Source organism: Cupriavidus sp. HPC(L), from assembly GCF_000307735.3.
Taxonomy (GTDB): Bacteria; Pseudomonadota; Gammaproteobacteria; order Burkholderiales; family Burkholderiaceae; genus Cupriavidus.
On the sequence record NZ_AMPR02000323.1, the window covers coordinates 1 to 15472 of the forward strand.

11 protein-coding genes are annotated in these 15472 nt (G+C 66.2%); 6 read left to right on the forward strand and 5 right to left on the reverse strand.

The window, feature by feature from the left end:
- The first annotated feature begins 305 nt into the window (after positions 1–305).
- The 5 genes from rimP (at position 306) to truB (ending at position 6740) form a co-directional block, all read left to right on the forward strand.
- The gene (rimP, locus tag B551_RS16550; RefSeq protein ID WP_006577323.1) at positions 306–794 is read left to right on the forward strand and encodes a ribosome maturation factor RimP; all 489 of its coding nucleotides are present in this window, start codon (positions 306–308) and stop codon (positions 792–794) included.
- Entirely contained in the window at positions 791–2266 is a 1476-nt protein-coding gene (gene nusA / locus B551_RS16555) for a transcription termination factor NusA (RefSeq protein ID WP_006577322.1), read from the forward strand. The genes rimP and nusA overlap by 4 nt, the downstream gene beginning before the upstream one ends.
- A gap of 75 nt (positions 2267–2341) precedes the next feature.
- Entirely contained in the window at positions 2342–5218 is a 2877-nt protein-coding gene (gene infB, locus B551_RS16560; RefSeq protein ID WP_023264588.1) for a translation initiation factor IF-2, read from the forward strand.
- A 107-nt stretch (positions 5219–5325) separates the two neighbouring features.
- Positions 5326–5694 (forward strand): 30S ribosome-binding factor RbfA, encoded by a 369-nt coding sequence (rbfA, locus tag B551_RS16565; protein WP_006577321.1) that lies wholly within the window; start codon positions 5326–5328, stop codon positions 5692–5694.
- A gap of 74 nt (positions 5695–5768) precedes the next feature.
- Positions 5769–6740, forward strand: a complete 972-nt coding sequence (gene truB / locus B551_RS16570) for a tRNA pseudouridine(55) synthase TruB (protein WP_006577320.1) — start codon at positions 5769–5771, stop codon at positions 6738–6740.
- Between the two features lie 234 nt (positions 6741–6974).
- Here truB and B551_RS16575 read toward each other — a convergent pair whose 3' ends face one another.
- The 4 genes from B551_RS16575 to B551_RS16590 form a co-directional block, all read right to left on the reverse strand.
- Positions 6975–8588, reverse strand: a complete 1614-nt coding sequence (locus B551_RS16575) for a DHA2 family efflux MFS transporter permease subunit (protein WP_023264589.1) — start codon at positions 8586–8588, stop codon at positions 6975–6977.
- Between the two features lie 2 nt (positions 8589–8590).
- A complete protein-coding gene (locus tag B551_RS16580; RefSeq protein WP_023264590.1) occupies positions 8591–9874 on the reverse strand; it encodes an HlyD family efflux transporter periplasmic adaptor subunit in 1284 nt (427 codons plus the stop codon).
- A 71-nt stretch (positions 9875–9945) separates the two neighbouring features.
- Complete coding sequence (locus tag B551_RS16585; protein WP_052511397.1) at positions 9946–11472, reverse strand: AdeC/AdeK/OprM family multidrug efflux complex outer membrane factor; 1527 nt, start codon at positions 11470–11472, stop codon at positions 9946–9948.
- 94 nt (positions 11473–11566) lie between these two features.
- Positions 11567–12040 (reverse strand): MarR family winged helix-turn-helix transcriptional regulator, encoded by a 474-nt coding sequence (locus tag B551_RS16590; RefSeq protein ID WP_006576027.1) that lies wholly within the window; start codon positions 12038–12040, stop codon positions 11567–11569.
- Between the two features lie 209 nt (positions 12041–12249).
- Between B551_RS16590 and typA the strand changes: the two genes are divergently transcribed.
- Positions 12250–14070, forward strand: a complete 1821-nt coding sequence (typA, locus tag B551_RS16595; protein WP_023264592.1) for a translational GTPase TypA — start codon at positions 12250–12252, stop codon at positions 14068–14070.
- A 107-nt stretch (positions 14071–14177) separates the two neighbouring features.
- Here typA and B551_RS25685 read toward each other — a convergent pair whose 3' ends face one another.
- Complete coding sequence (locus tag B551_RS25685; RefSeq protein ID WP_023264593.1) at positions 14178–15440, reverse strand: FkbM family methyltransferase; 1263 nt, start codon at positions 15438–15440, stop codon at positions 14178–14180.
- Between the last annotated feature and the right edge of the window lie 32 nt (positions 15441–15472).

Consider the following 15472-nt stretch of genomic DNA (forward strand, 5'->3'; position numbering starts at 1 on the left):
CAAACGCTGAGGCGCGTGCGCGCCCGGCCGCAGGGTGGCGCGGGGCGAGGGCGGGCACAGTCCGTGCCCCCTTCGCTCGGCTTTGCCTTTTGTGGCCCTAGCGCGTATAATGCGAGTCTATTCAAAAAGTCATCCTCCAAGGGGATGGGCGAATGATGGGCGTTCCGCCCATTTTTTTTTGGTTCGTCCGATCGTCCGAACACGCGGAAAATCGCGATGTGGGGCTCCGCCGGAGATGACGGCAGGCAGCCGGCCATTCGCCGCGGCCTCGCCCGGTAGTTTGATGGCCATTTTTCGGAACGACAGTGCATCTGGCAGATTTGATCGAAACCACACTGACCGGCATGGGGTATGAGCTGGTCGAACTCGAACGCGCCCCAGGCGGGTTGCTGCGCGTCTATATCGATCAGCCTGACACCGGCATTGCCATCGAGGATTGCGAAAAGGTCAGCCGCCAGCTGACCCACGTGCTGACCGTCGAGAACGTCGATTACGAACGCCTCGAGGTTTCCTCGCCGGGACTGGACCGTCCGCTGAAAAAACTGGCCGACTATGTTCGCTTTGCCGGCGAGGAGGTGCGCGTGACGCTGCGCCTGCCGATCGACGGCCGCAAGAACTTCGTCGGCATCCTGCAGCCGCCCACCGGGGAGCCCGGCGCCGAGAAGATCGGCCTGGAATTCGAGGGCAAGGATGGCCCGGCGCTGCTGGAATTTACCGTATCCGATGTCGACAAGGCGCGCCTGGTGCCGGTAATCGACTTCAAAGGAAATCAGAGAAAAGGGAACAAGCAATGAGCCGCGAAGTTCTGTTGCTCGTCGATGCGCTTGCGCGCGAGAAGAACGTCGACAAGGATGTGGTATTCGGTGCGCTGGAAGCGGCTCTCGCTTCGGCCACCAAGAAGCGTTTCGAGGAAGACGTCGATATCCGCGTGCACATCGATCGGGAATCCGGCGAGCACGAGACTTTCCGCCGCTGGCTGGTGGTGCCCGACGAGCAGGGCCTGCAGGAGCCGGACAAGCAGATCTTGCTGTTCGAAGCCCGTGAGCAGGATGCCAACATCGAACTGGGCGAATTCGTCGAGGAGCAGATCGAGTCGGTCGAATTCGGCCGCATCGGCGCGCAGGCCGCCAAGCAGGTGATCCTGCAGAAGATCCGCGACGCCGAGCGCGAGCAGATCCTCAACGATTACCTGGAGCGCGGCGAGAAGATCATGACCGGCACGGTCAAGCGCGCCGACAAGAAGGGCCTGATCGTCGAGTCCGGCCGCGTCGAGGCGTTGCTGGGCCGCGACCAGATCATTCCGAAGGAAAATCTGCGTACCGGCGACCGCGTTCGAGCGTATATCCTGAATGTGGACCGCACCGCGCGTGGCCCGCAGATCGAGCTGTCGCGCACCTCGCCGCAGTTCCTGATCAAGCTGTTCGAGAACGAAGTGCCCGAGATGGAACAGGGCCTGCTGGAGATCAAGGCGGCCGCCCGCGACCCGGGCGTGCGCGCGAAGATCGCGGTGGTCGCGCACGACAAGCGCATCGATCCGATCGGTACCTGCGTCGGCGTGCGCGGTACCCGCGTCACCGCGGTGCGCAACGAGATTGGCGGCGAAGCGGTCGACATCGTGCTGTGGTCGGAAGATCCGGCGCAGTTCGTGATCGGCGCGCTGGCGCCCGCGCAAGTGCAGTCGATCGTCGTCGATGAAGAGAAGCACAGCATGGATGTCGTGGTCGACGAGGAAAACCTCGCCGTCGCGATCGGCCGCAGCGGACAGAACGTGCGCCTGGCGTCCGAGCTGACCGGCTGGCAGATCAACATCATGACGCAGGAAGAATCGGCACAGAAGCAGGCCGAGGAAAGCGAAGTGGTGCGGCGCCTGTTCATGTCCAAGCTGGACGTGGACCAGGAAGTGGCCGACATCCTGATCGAGGAAGGCTTCTCCTCGCTCGAGGAAGTCGCCTATGTGCCGATCAGCGAGATGATGGAGATCGAGGCCTTCGACGAGGACACCGTCAACGAGCTGCGCAATCGCGCCCGCGATGCGCTGCTGACGATGGAGCTGGCCCGCGAAGAGAAGGTCGAGTCGGTGTCGCAGGACCTGCGCTCGCTCGACGGCCTGACGCCGGAGCTGATCGGCAAGCTGGCCGAAGGCGACATCCACACGCGTGACGACCTCGCCGAACTGGCGGTCGACGAACTGGTCGAGATGACCGGGGTCAGCGAAGAAGAAGCCAAGGCGCTGATCATGAAAGCACGGGAACACTGGTTCAACTGAGGGACACGTTCGCATAGAGCGCGCTTTCCGCACAAGACTGTCCCGACGTAGAAACCGAGCATTGAAAGGGTTTGAATGGCAAGCACAACAGTTGCCCAACTGGCCGCAGAACTGAGTCGCAGCGCAGCTGCCCTGCTGGAACAATTGCAGGCAGCTGGGGTGGGCAAGTCCAAGCCTGAGGACGTGGTCACCGAGACCGACAAGGCCAGGTTGCTGGACTACCTGAAGCGTTCGCACGGTCAGGCCGATGACGGCTCGCGCAAGAAGATCACGCTGACCAAGCGCGAAACCTCGGAGATCCGCCAGGCGGATGCGACCGGGAAGACGCGCACGGTGCAGGTCGAGGTGCGCAAGAAGCGCGTGCTGATCAAGCGCGACGAGACGCCCGCCGATGGCGCGGCCGACGGCCAGGAAGTGTCCGAGCCGGTGGTCGACCAGGCCGAGCTGGCGCGCCGCGCCGAAGAGGAACGCCGCCAGGCCGAATTGCTGGCGCGCCAGGAAGCCGAGCTGAAGGCCCGCCAGGAGGCGGCCGAACGCGAGGAAGCCGAGCGCCGCGCACGCCAGGAAGCGCTGGAGGCGGAAGAGCGCCGCCAGGCCGAGCTGGCTGCCCGCAAGGCCGAGGAAGAGGCCGCGGCGACGCGCGCCGCGAGCGAGGCCAACGAGGACGCGGACCGCAAGAAGGCCGAGGACGACAAGACGCGTCTGGCGGCCGAACGCGCCGCCGCGCAGAAGGCCGCCGACGATGCGAAGGCCGCCGCCGACAAGGTGCGCGCCGAGCAGGACGCGGCCCGCAAGCGCCGCGAGGCCGCCGAGGCCGAGGCTCGCGCGATCCAGCAGATGCTCAATGCGCCGGCGCGCGTGCTGAAGGCACCGTCCGAGCGCAAGGCCGAGGAAAAGAAGGCCGAGCAGAGCGGCACGCTGCACAAGCCGGTCAAGCCGGCCGGCACGGTCGAGGCCAAGAAGGACGACAAGAAGCCCGCGGTGGCTGCCACGACGGTCGACAAGAAGACCGGCAAGGTGGTCAAGGGCTCGTCGACCTGGCAGGACGAAGGTTCGCGCAAGAAGGGCGGTGGCCTGAAGACCCGCGGCGATTCGTCGGGCGGTGTCGGCGGCTGGCGCGGCGGCCCGCGCGGCCGTGGCGGCAAGCATCAGCAGGACGACCGCAGCGGCTTCCAGGCGCCGATGGAGCCGGTGGTGCGCGAGGTCCATGTGCCCGAGACGATTTCGGTGGCGGATCTGGCCCACAAGATGGCCGTCAAGGCCTCCGAGGTCATCAAGCAGATGATGAAGCTCGGCCAGATGGTCACCATCAACCAGGTGCTGGACCAGGAGACCGCGATGATCGTGGTCGAGGAAATGGGCCACAAGGCGCTGGCGGCCAAGCTGGACGACCCGGAAGCGCTGCTGATCGAAGGCGGCGAGGACCAGTCGGACGCCGAGCAGCTGCCGCGTCCGCCGGTCGTCACCGTGATGGGTCACGTCGACCACGGCAAGACCTCGCTGCTGGACTACATCCGCCGCACCAAGGTCGCGGCCGGCGAAGCGGGCGGCATTACGCAGCATATCGGTGCCTACCATGTGGAAACCGATCGCGGCGTGATCACCTTCCTCGATACGCCGGGCCACGAGGCCTTCACGGCGATGCGTGCGCGCGGCGCCAAGGCGACCGATATCGTGATCCTGGTGGTGGCCGCCGATGACGGCGTGATGCCGCAGACCAAGGAGGCGATCGCCCACGCCAAGGCGGCCGGTGTGCCGATCGTGGTGGCGATCAACAAGATCGACAAGCCCGAAGCCAACCCGGACCGCGTCAAGCAGGAACTGGTGGCCGAGCAGGTCGTGCCGGAAGAGTACGGCGGCGATTCGCCGTTCGTGCCGGTGTCGGCCAAGACCGGCGCGGGCGTCGAAGAACTGCTGGAGCAGGTGTCGCTGCAGGCCGAAATCCTGGAGCTGAAGGCGCCGGTCGACGCGCCGGCCAAGGGCCTGGTCGTCGAAGCGCAGCTGGACAAGGGCAAGGGCCCGGTGGCAACCGTGCTGGTCAACAGCGGCACGCTCAAGCGCGGCGACGTCGTGCTGGCGGGCAGCGCCTACGGCCGTGTCCGGGCGATGCTCGACGAGAACGGCAAGCCGACCAAGGAAGCCGGCCCGTCGATTCCGGTCGAGATCCAGGGTCTGTCCGAAGTGCCGGCGGCCGGCGAGGAAGTGCTGGTGCTGCCCGACGAGCGCAAGGCGCGCGAAATCGCGCTGTTCCGCCAGGGCAAGTTCCGCGACGTCAAGCTGGCCAAGCAGCAGGCGGCCAAGCTCGAGACCATGCTGGAGCAGATGACCGAAGGCGAAGTGCAAACGCTGCCGTTGATCGTCAAGGCCGACGTGCAGGGTTCGCAGGAAGCGCTGGTGCAGTCGCTGCAGAAGCTGTCGACCGACGAAGTGCGGGTGCAGATCGTGCACGGCGCGGTGGGCGGCATCACCGAGTCCGACGTCAACCTGGCGACGGCATCGAAGGCGGTCATCATCGGCTTCAACGTGCGGGCCGACGCCGGTGCGCGCAAGCTGGCCGAGAGCAACGGCATCGACATCCGCTACTACAACATCATTTACGATGCGGTAGACGAGATCAAGGCGGCGATGTCGGGCATGCTGGCGCCGGAGAAGCGCGAAGTGACGATCGGCCAGGTCGAGGTGCGCCAGGTGTTCCGCGTGCCGAAGATCGGCGCGGTGGCCGGCTGTATGGTCACCGACGGTCTGGTCAAGCGTGGCGCCTTCGTGCGCGTGCTGCGCAACAACGTCGTGGTGTTCTCGGGCGAGCTCGATTCGCTCAAGCGCTTCAAGGACGATGTCAAGGAGGTCAAGCAGGGCTTCGAGTGCGGTCTGTCGATCAAGAACTTCAACGACGTTCAGGAAGGCGACCAGCTCGAAGTGTATGAAATCACCGAGGTCGCGCGCACGCTGTAAGGCGGCGCGCCGCGGCGGCGAACCTTCACCGGTTTGCCGCCGCCGGCCCATCTACGCCGTCGGACCCATCGCCTTAGCCGGCGACGCCGCTGGCAAAGTCGTATCGCATGGCCAAGAAAGGCAATATCTCCTCCCGTAACCTGCGCCTGTCCGATCAGATCCAGAAGGATCTGGCCGAGATGATCCAGCGCGAACTGCGCGATCCGCGCCTGGGCCTGGTCACGCTGCAGTCAGTGGCGCTGACGCCCGACTACGCGCACGCCAAGGTCCACTTCACGGTGCTGGGCGCCGAGCCGGCCGACGCCGAGGCGATCCTCAACGAGAAGGCCGGCTACCTGCATTCGCTGCTGTTCAAGCGGCTGCATATCCATACCGTGCCGACGCTGCGCTTCGTGCACGATACCTCGGTCGAACACGCGATCGAGATGTCCAGGCTGATCGACCAGGCCAACGCCACGCGCGCCAAGGACGAGTAAGTCCGCGGCGCCGGTGCGTCCTGCGTCGTCATCGCTCCTCAAGTACGGCACCGCTCCTCGCCGTTTCCTCTCCCATGACCGATTCCAACGCTCCACGTCCGCCGCGGCTGCCGCGCCGCGACGTGCATGGCGTGCTGCTGCTCGACAAGCCGCTCGGGCTGTCGTCGAACGATGCGCTGATCCGCGCCAAGCGGCTGCTGCGCGCCAACAAGGCCGGCCATACCGGCACGCTCGACCCGCTGGCGACCGGGCTGCTGCCGCTGTGCTTCGGCGAGGCGACCAAGTTCTCGCAGGATCTGCTCGATGCCGACAAGACCTATGAGGCGACCGTGCGGCTGGGACAGCGCACGTCGACCGGCGATGCGGAAGGCGAGGTGATCGCCGAGCGTCCGGTTCGCTGCGATGCCGCGGCGCTGAACGAAGCGCTGGCGCGTTTCGTCGGCGCGATCGAGCAGGTGCCGCCGATGCATTCGGCGCTGAAGAAGGACGGCCGCCCGCTGTACGAGTACGCGCGCGCGGGCCAGACCGTCGAGCGCGCGGCGCGCGGCGTGACGATCCACGAGATCGCGTTGCTCCGCTGCGAGCTGCCCGGCGCGCCAGTGTTCGCGATGCGCGTGACCTGCAGCAAGGGCACCTATATCCGGACGCTGGCCGAGGACATCGGCGAGGCGCTCGGCTGCGGCGCGCATCTGACCGCGCTGCGGCGCACCGCGGTCGGCGATCTGACGCTGGACGGCGCGGTCACGCTGGAGCAGCTGGGCCAGCACGACGACGCGGCGCGTCCGGCGTTGCTGGCACCGGTGGACGCGCTGCTGCAACGCTGCGCGCCGGTCACGCTCGATGCCGCCGCGACGCAGCGTTTTCTGCAGGGACAACGGATTGCCGGGCGCGATCTGCCGGCACAGGCGTTCGCAGCGCTTGGATTGCAGCAAGACGCGCTGGCGCGCGTCTATGGCGGCGAACCGCCGCGGCTGCTGGGCGTGGCCAGATGGCGCGAAGGCGCGCTGCGGCCGGAGCGGCTGGTCAGATTGACTCCCGCCGACTGATCCGGGCGGATCTCCCTCTCCCCGGCCCTCTCCCGCAAGCGGGAGAGGGAGAACCCCGTCGGTTCTCTACTGGTGCGAAGAGTCTGGTTTTCTTCTCCCGCAAACGGGAGAGGGAAAGCACCGTCGGTCCTCCACGCGTGCGAAGCGTCCGGATTGCAGCGTGTTTTCTCCCCTCTCCCGCCTGCGGGACAGCGGCGGGGGAGAGCGCAAGCGGCGTGCGCCATTGCGCGAGCCTCAATGCGCCCCCATCGCATCCGCCGACCCGCCTCCGCCACTCTTCGGCTTCGTCAGCCAGACGAACACGATCAGCGCGAAGAACATCACCCCCGAGATCCAGAAGATATCGTTGGCGCCCAGCATCGACGCCTGTTGGGAGATGGTGCGCTCGATCATGCCGACCGCCTGCAGATGGCTCATGCCCTGCTGCATCAGGTGTTCGACCTGGGCGTTGTAGATCGGGTTGTACGGATTGGCCTGTTCGACCAGGTGCGCATGGTGCATCGCCGAGCGGTTTTCCCACACGGTGGTCGACACCGAGGCGCCGATCGCGCCGAACGTGATCCGCACGAAATTCGACAGGCCCGAGGCCGCCGGGATCTTGTCGGGCGGCTGTCCCGACAGGATGATCGACGTCAGCGGGATGAAGAACATCGCCATCGCCGCGCCCTGGATCAGCGTCGGAATCATCAGCGTGGTGGTGTCCACGTCGATCGTGAACCGCGAACGCATCAGGCTGACGATGCCGAACGTGACGAAGGCCGCGGTGGCGACCCAGCGCGGGTCCATCTTCGGCAGATTGCGCCCGATCACCGGGGACAGCAGGATCGCGAAGATGCCCACCGGCGCCATCACGATGCCGGCATCGGTCGCGGTATAGCCGACGATGGTCTGCAGCCATAGCGGCAGGATCACCAGATTGCCGAAGAACAGCCCGTAGGCGACCGAGATCGCGACCACGCCCGCGCTGAAGTTGCGGCCGTTGAACAGGCTGATATCGACAATCGGATGCTTCTCGTAGCGCTCCCACGCAAGGAAGAACAGGAAGCCGACCACCGCGACCACCGTCAGCATGACGATCTCGGTCGAATGGAACCAGTCGAGCTCCTTGCCCTTGTCCAGCATCAGCTGCATCGCGCCGACCCAGATCACCAGCAGCGCCAGCCCGATCGTGTCGATCGGCAGCACGCGCTTTGGCGTCTCGCGGTCGCGATAGATGACCCAGGTCGCGTACGCGGCCAGGATGCCGACCGGGATATTGATGTAGAAGATCCACGGCCACGTCATGTTGTCCGAGATCCAGCCGCCCAGCAGCGGGCCCATGATCGGCGCGACCAGCGTGGTCATGCCCCATAGCGCCAGCGCCATCGTGCTCTTGTGCGGCGGGTAGCTCGACAGCAGCAGCGACTGCGACAGCGGAATCATCGGACCGGCCACCGCGCCCTGCAGGATCCGCGCGGCCAGCAGCACTTCCAGGTTCGGCGCGACGCCGCACAGCCACGACGACAGCACGAACAGCAGGATCGACGTGACGAACAGCCGCACCGCGCCGAAACGGGTGGTCAGCCAGCCGGTCAGCGGCACCGAGATCGCGTTGGCCACCGCAAACGAGGTGATGACCCAGGTGCCCTGGTTCGGCGACACGCCGAGGTCGCCCGAGATCGCGGGAATCGATACGTTGGCGATCGACGAGTCGAGCACGTTCATGAACGTGGCCAGCGACAGCGCGATCGTGCCGACGATCAGCTTGCCGCCCGACAGCGGCTGCTGGTGCGCCGGGCGGGCTGGCGCAGCAGGGGCCGCCGGGGGCGTGGGTTCGACGCCCTCGCGGGCGGTCAGGGTATCGGCCATGATCAGGCGTGCGTGGTCGCTTTCTTGGCGGTTGCCGTGGAATTCGCGGTCGAGGCGCGGGCGGTCGAAGCGCGCGCCGCCGAGGCCGGAGCCGCCGGCTCGGCGCCCTGGCGGCCGCTGTTGGTCGCGATGATGCGGGCGATCAGCGCATCGGCATCGTGGCCGACCTTGTCATAGACATCGGTCTGCATCGGCTTGCTGGCGGTGGTCGTCGTCATCGCCGCGCCCTCGGTCTTGCGCACGTCGACGGTGACGTTCATCGACAGGCCGATGCGCAGCGGATGGTCCTTCAGCTGCTGCGGATCGAGCGCGATGCGCACGGGCAGGCGCTGCACCACCTTGATCCAGTTGCCGGTCGCGTTCTGAGCCGGCAGCAGCGAGAACGCCGAGCCGGTGCCGGCCGAGAAGCCGGCCACCTTGCCGTGGTATTCGACGTCGGTACCGTAGACGTCCGCATGCAGCGTGACCGGCTGGCCGATCCGCATATGCGTGATCTGGACCTCCTTGAAGTTCGCGTCGACCCAGACCTGGTCGAGCGGCACCACCGCCATCAGCGGCGCGCCGGCGGCCACGCGCTGGCCGACCTGCACCGAGCGCTTGGCGACATAGCCGGTCACCGGCGCCGGCAGCGCCGAGCGCGCATAGCTCAGATAGGCGGCCCGCACGTTGGCGGCGGCGCGCTGCACGTTCGGGTGCTTCTCGACCGTGGTCTGGTCGGTCAGCGCCTTGTTCGACGCGAGCTGTTCGCGCGCCGCCTGCAGCGCCGATTCGGCGGCCTGCAGCGTGGTGCGCGCATGCGCGAGCTCTTCCGACGAGACCGCGCCCGAGCCGGCGATCGCCTGGCGGCGCTTCAGGTCCTCGCGCGCCCGCGCGACATCGGCCTGGCGCAGCGCCACGTTGGCCGCCAGCGAGCCGTTGTTGACGTACAGCGTGCGCACCTCGCGCACCGCCTGTGCCAGCTGGGCCTCGGCCTGGGCCAGCGCGACCTCGCTGTCGGCGCGGTCGAGCTGGATCAGCGGCTGGCCGGCGTTGACCAGCTGCGTGTCGTCGGCGCCGATCGCCACCACGGTGCCGGGCACCAGCGGGGTCACCTGGACCACGTTGCCCGCCACGTAGGCGTCGTCGGTGCTTTCGAAATGCCGCGCATACAGGGCCCAGTAGCCGCCGTAGGCCAGGCCCGCGACCACCACGGCGGCGGTCAGCGAGAGCAGCAGGCGCTTGCGCTTGCCGTTGTTGTTGTCGGAGGGTTGCGTGCGGGTGGCCGCGTTCTGTTGTTGGTCGCTCATGATGTCGGTCGCTTGAACGGTTCGGACGTTGTCGTTGTTTTTCGATGTCGTATGGCTGGTGGTCGGGCGCTTCAGCCGTGCGCCGGCGTGGCGGGGCTGGGGGCCTGTGCCGGCCGGGAAGCGCTGGCCTCGTCCGGCTGCTGATAACCGCCGCCGAGCGCCTTGACCAGCGCCATCTGCAGATCCAGCCGCCGTGCCTGCAGATCGGTGGCCAGGCGCCGCTGCTGCAGCACGTTGCTCTCGGCATTCAGCACGGTCAGCTGCGTGCCCAGGCCAGCCTTGTAGCGCGTGGTCGCCAGCGCATAGGCGTGCTCGGCCAGATCCAGCGCCTCGCGCTGCGTCTGGATCTGCTGATCGACGCTGCGGATGCTGGTGACCGTATCGGCGGTCTCGCGCAGCGCATCGACCAGCGTCTGGTTGTAGTTCGCTACGGCCAGGTCGTATTGCGCGTGCTTGCCCTTCAGGTTCGCGCGCAGCCGGCCGCCCTCGAAGATGGGCAGGCGCACCGCCGGGCCGAAGCCGAACTGGCGGCTGATGCCGAGCAGCAGGTTGGACGGATCGAGCGAGGCGAGGCCCGCGAAGGCGCTCAGCGTGACATTGGGCAGAAACTCGGCGCGCGCGACGTCGATGTCCTTCGACGAGGCCTCGACGCGCCAGCGCGCCGCCACCAGGTCGGGCCGGCGGCCGAGCAGGTCGATCGCCAGGTTGTCCGGCAGCGTCGGCGTCGCATGCGCCAGCAGCGTCGGGCGCGCGATGGCCAGCCCGCGATCCGGACCCTTGCCGAGCAGCGCGGCGATCTGGTTGCGCGCCAGCGCGATCTCTTCGTCGATCCGTTGCAGGTCGGTGCGGGCCGAGGCCACCGTCGCGCGCGCTTGCGTCGTTTCGACCTGGGTGTCGAGACCGGCCGACAGGCGCTGGCGCGACAGCTCGGTCAGGTCGCCGCGCTGGGCGATCGCGCGCTCGGCCACATCGCGCTGCGCGAACAGCGCGGCCAGCCGCGCGTAGTTGCGCGCCACCGCGGTGGTCAGCAGCAGCCGCGAGGCCTGGCTTTCGGCTTCGGCGGCGCGGTCGTCCGACAGCGCCGCTTCCAGCGCCGAGCGGTTCCTGCCCCAGAAGTCGAGGTCCCAGGACAGGCCGGCCTGCATGCGCGACAGGTTCTGCCAGGAGCCGGCGCGCGGCGTGCCTTCGTACAGATCGGTCTCGGAGAAGCGCTGGCGCGACAGCGACGCATCGAAGTCGATATGCGGGTACAGCGCGCTGCGGGTGGCATCGGCCATCGCCCGCGAGGCCTGCACCCGCGCCAGCGCTGCCTGCAGATTCGGGCTGCTCTGCACGGCCTCGTCGACCAGCGCGCGCAGTTGAGGATCGCCAAACTGGTCGACCCAGTCCTGCGACGGCCATTGGCCATGCTGGCCGGGCAGAGTCTGCGCCGTCGCGAGTTGCGCGGGATCGGTCATGACCTGGGTGGTGTGGGAATTGCCGAAGGCGGCGCAGCCGGCCAGCGCGGCGGCGGCCAGCGCAGTCAGCGCGAAGGAGCCGAGGCGGCGGGCCGGTTGCCGTGCCACGGCACGGCGGGAAGTCGAAAGTTGGTGGTTCATGGGATGGCGACAACGAAAAACGGATGCCGCGGTCCGGTGCCGGATGGCACGGGCCGCCGATGGATTCGGGACGTACGGGACTGCGGCAGCGGCGCTACCCGGAGTTGTTGGCGATCACCCGTCGCAGCATGTCGCGGAACTGCGCCACTTCCGCCTCCGAGAAGCCGCGGAAGCGCCGGTTCAGCACGCGGCAGAAGATCGTGGGCAACTGCTCGACCAGCGCCCAGCCGGCCGGCGTGACCTGCAGATCGACGATGCGCCGATCGGCGTCGCTGCGTTGGCGCTCGACCAGGCCGCGTTTCTCCATGCGGCTGATCAGCCGCGTGACCGAGCCGATATCGGTGTTCAGTTCGCGGCCCAGATCGGTCACCGTGCGGGCGCGGTCATGCGCCAGCATCACCAGGCAAGAAGCCTGGGCGTGCGTGATATCGAGCGCGCCGACCTCCTGCTCGACATCGCGCGACAGCTCGCCCTTGGCGCGTGCCATCAGATAGCCGACGCTGTCGCAGATCCGATAGGAGGCGGGGTCGAAAGGGTAGGTATCGTCGGTGGCGGGCGCGTTCATCATTTGCCTATGCAATCTTTGCCGTGGCAAATATATGCGGCGATTGACGAAACAACAAGAACGTCAATTTGTCATTGCGGATTGCGAAATAGTGCGCCTCAAGGCCTTGCAGCAAGACGAAAGACAGGCAGAGACGCGTCCCGCAGTTTTGCGCCGCAACATGCTAGAATGGCGGGTTAAATTTTGATGCCCAGCTGCAAGCGAGAGCCGCAATGACCCGCGCAATCCGCAATATCGCCATCATCGCCCACGTCGATCATGGCAAGACCACCCTGGTGGACCAACTCCTGCGCCAGGCAGGCACCTTCCGTGAGAACCAGCAGGTTGCGGAGCGGGTGATGGACTCGAACGACCTGGAAAAAGAACGCGGGATCACCATCCTGGCGAAGAACTGCGCGGTCGAGTACAACGGCACCCATATCAATATCGTCGACACCCCGGGCCACGCCGATTTCGGCGGCGAGGTCGAGCGCGTGCTGTCGATGGTCGACGGCGTGCTGCTGCTGGTCGACGCCGTCGAAGGCCCGATGCCGCAGACCCGCTTCGTCACGCGCAAGGCGCTGGCGCTGGGCCTGAAGCCGATCGTCGTGATCAACAAGATCGACCGCCCGGGCGCCCGTCCGGACTGGGTCATCAACCAGACCTTCGACCTGTTCGACAAGCTGGGCGCGACCGACGAACAGCTCGATTTCCCGGTGATCTACGCCTCGGGCCTGAACGGCTACGCCGGCCTGACCGAGGACGTGCGCGACGGCGACATGAAGCCGCTGTTCGAGACCGTGCTCGACAAGGTGCCGGTCCGCAATGACGATCCGGATGGCCCGCTGCAGCTGCAGATCATCTCGCTGGACTACTCGAGCTATGTCGGCAAGATCGGCGTCGGCCGCATCTCGCGCGGCCGTGCCCGTCCGCTGCAGGACGTGGTCGTCAAGTTCGGTCCCGAGGGCAACCCGATCAAGGGCCGCATCAACCAGGTGCTGAAGTTCCGTGGTCTGGAGCGCGAGATCGTGCCCGAGGCCGAGGCCGGCGACATCGTGCTGATCAACGGCATCGAAGAGCTCGGTATCGGCTGCACCGTCTGCGCGCCCGACGCGCAGGACGCGCTGCCGATGCTGAAGGTCGACGAACCGACGCTGACGATGAACTTCTGCGTCAACACCTCGCCGCTGGCCGGCCGCGAAGGCAAGTTCGTCACCAGCCGCCAGCTGCGTGAGCGCCTGGACCGCGAACTGAAGTCCAACGTGGCGCTGCGCGTGGCCGAGACCGGCGACGACACGGTGTTCGAAGTGTCGGGCCGCGGCGAGCTGCACCTGACCATCCTGCTGGAAAACATGCGCCGCGAAGGCTACGAGCTTGCCGTGTCGCGTCCGCGCGTGGTGTTCAAGGAAATCGACGGCGTCAAGCACGAGCCGTACGAGCTGCTGACCGTGGACGTCGAGGACGGCCACCAGGGTGCCGTGATGGAAGAGCTGGGCCGCCGCAAGGGCGAACTGCTCGACATGGCGTCGGACGGCAAGGGCCGTACCCGTCTGGAATACCGCATTCCGGCGCGCGGCCTGATCGGCTTCCAGGGCGAATTCCTGACGTTGACGCGCGGTACCGGCCTGATCTCGCACATCTTCGACGACTACGCGCCGGTGCGCGAGGGCGGCCTGGGCGAGCGCCACAACGGCGTGCTGATCTCGCAGGACGACGGCGAGGCCGTGGCCTACGCGCTGTGGAAGCTGCAGGATCGCGGCCGCATGTTCGTCAAGCCGGGCGACCCGCTGTACGAAGGCATGATCATCGGCATCCACAGCCGCGACAACGACCTGGTCGTCAACCCGATCAAGGGCAAGCAGCTGACGAACGTGCGCGCCTCGGGCACCGACGAAGCGGTGCGCCTGGTGCCGCCGATCCAGATGACGCTCGAATACGCGGTGGAATTCATCGCCGACGACGAACTGGTCGAGATCACGCCGAAGAGCATCCGCCTGCGCAAGCGATTCCTGAAGGAACACGAGCGCAAGCGCGCGTCGCGCGAAGGCGCATAAGCGCATAAGCGTCAGCGATACGCTGCCCCGGAAGGGGAAGGGCCGAGTCCTGTGGTGAACGGGGCTCGGCTTTTTTTATTGGGGGACGTTCGCGAGCGGGGATCGGCTCAAGCCTGTGCGGCGAGACGTTCGCCCAGACGTTCATAGACGGAGATGTGATGGAGCCCGATGCCCAGATGCCGGGGATCGTCGGATATTCCGAACTGTGAAGGCGAACAGGGCTCGTGAATCATCAGATCGATCACGAGCGCGTTTGCCCGACAAAGCTGCATCGGCACCGTGAATTCGAAGACATCGGCGTCCGACGCGAGGTTGCTGAGCGCGAACGCCAGATTGCCGACCTCTCTTCCATTGACCGAGACCGTGGCCTCGGTTTCAGGATGATGGGCGTTGACATATCCGTGCGCTTCGATGACGAGCAGCAGATCGTTGTCGGGCGGATCCGGCAGCGTCAGGCGCAGGGACGAATGCCAGCCATCGGTCCAGTATCCCCACTGTTCCGGGCTTGAGAATCCTTGCAGAAGGGCAAGAGTCGGGGCGGCCGCAATCGTCAGCGATTGGGACGTGATCAAGGAATACCCATCGGGCCTCGTCGTGTCGTGGGGGCAAAGGCGGGAGAGAAAGACGTCCTCCTTTTCCCGTGGCACCATGAAGTAATCCCAGTAGATACTGTCGACGGCAGCGCCCCAGGCCTGTCGCGAGGCAAGACGGTTCAGAAACATGTCGTACAGCACGTAGTCGTGCGCATGGCAAAACTCGAACAGTGTCCACTTGGTGTTGCCATAGACGCTATAACCTTGCATGCCGTATTCGACGCTGATCAAGGGCCGGTACTTGTCGAGAACGGCCTGTGCGCCCTGCAGGCAATCGATTTCGGCGCCTTCAATATCGATCTTGATGAAGCTCAACCCTTCCAATTGGTCTGCGAAGGCATCGAGGCTTTCGACCGCAACGATGATCGTGCGTGGGCGTGCCGAATCCGGATCGTTGTAGATCCGCTGGCGCAGACCGCTTTCCTGCGGCGAGCCTTCCGCGTATGTGAATTCCGCCGTGCCCGAGCAGTTCGATAGCGCCATATTGTGCAGCTTGGCGTTATGGACATCGAATTGTTTGGCGAGGCTTGCGTATTGATCCGGCAGCGGCTCGAAGCCGAATACGCGGCCCGTATTGGCGACCGAAGTCAGGAAGTGCCGCAGGTGCCTGCCACTATGGGCGCCGATGTCGACCACCACGTCGCCGGGACGCAGCCATTTCTTGTAGTGGGATTCCAGCAGCTTCTCGTAATCGATTGCCACGATGCCGGAAGCGATCAGCTGTCCCAGCGTGGAATACGGTAAGGCGTTGGGCACGGTTGACGTCTCCTTTTTCATATTGTTTCAATACAAAGGTCGGGCGTTGACGC

What these genes read in the sequence shown, in the direction of transcription:
- B551_RS16590 (WP_006576027.1), bottom strand. Translation starts at nt 12,040, where the DNA reads ATGATGAACGCGCCCGCCACCGACGATACCTACCCTTTCGACCCCGCC.
- typA (WP_023264592.1), top strand. Translation starts at nt 12,250, where the DNA reads ATGACCCGCGCAATCCGCAATATCGCCATCATCGCCCACGTCGATCAT.
- rbfA (WP_006577321.1), top strand. Translation starts at nt 5,326, where the DNA reads ATGGCCAAGAAAGGCAATATCTCCTCCCGTAACCTGCGCCTGTCCGAT.
- nusA (WP_006577322.1), top strand. Translation starts at nt 791, where the DNA reads ATGAGCCGCGAAGTTCTGTTGCTCGTCGATGCGCTTGCGCGCGAGAAG.
- infB (WP_023264588.1), top strand. Translation starts at nt 2,342, where the DNA reads ATGGCAAGCACAACAGTTGCCCAACTGGCCGCAGAACTGAGTCGCAGC.
- B551_RS16580 (WP_023264590.1), bottom strand. Translation starts at nt 9,874, where the DNA reads ATGAGCGACCAACAACAGAACGCGGCCACCCGCACGCAACCCTCCGAC.
- B551_RS16575 (WP_023264589.1), bottom strand. Translation starts at nt 8,588, where the DNA reads ATGGCCGATACCCTGACCGCCCGCGAGGGCGTCGAACCCACGCCCCCG.
- B551_RS16585 (WP_052511397.1), bottom strand. Translation starts at nt 11,472, where the DNA reads ATGAACCACCAACTTTCGACTTCCCGCCGTGCCGTGGCACGGCAACCG.
- truB (WP_006577320.1), top strand. Translation starts at nt 5,769, where the DNA reads ATGACCGATTCCAACGCTCCACGTCCGCCGCGGCTGCCGCGCCGCGAC.
- B551_RS25685 (WP_023264593.1), bottom strand. Translation starts at nt 15,440, where the DNA reads ATGAAAAAGGAGACGTCAACCGTGCCCAACGCCTTACCGTATTCCACG.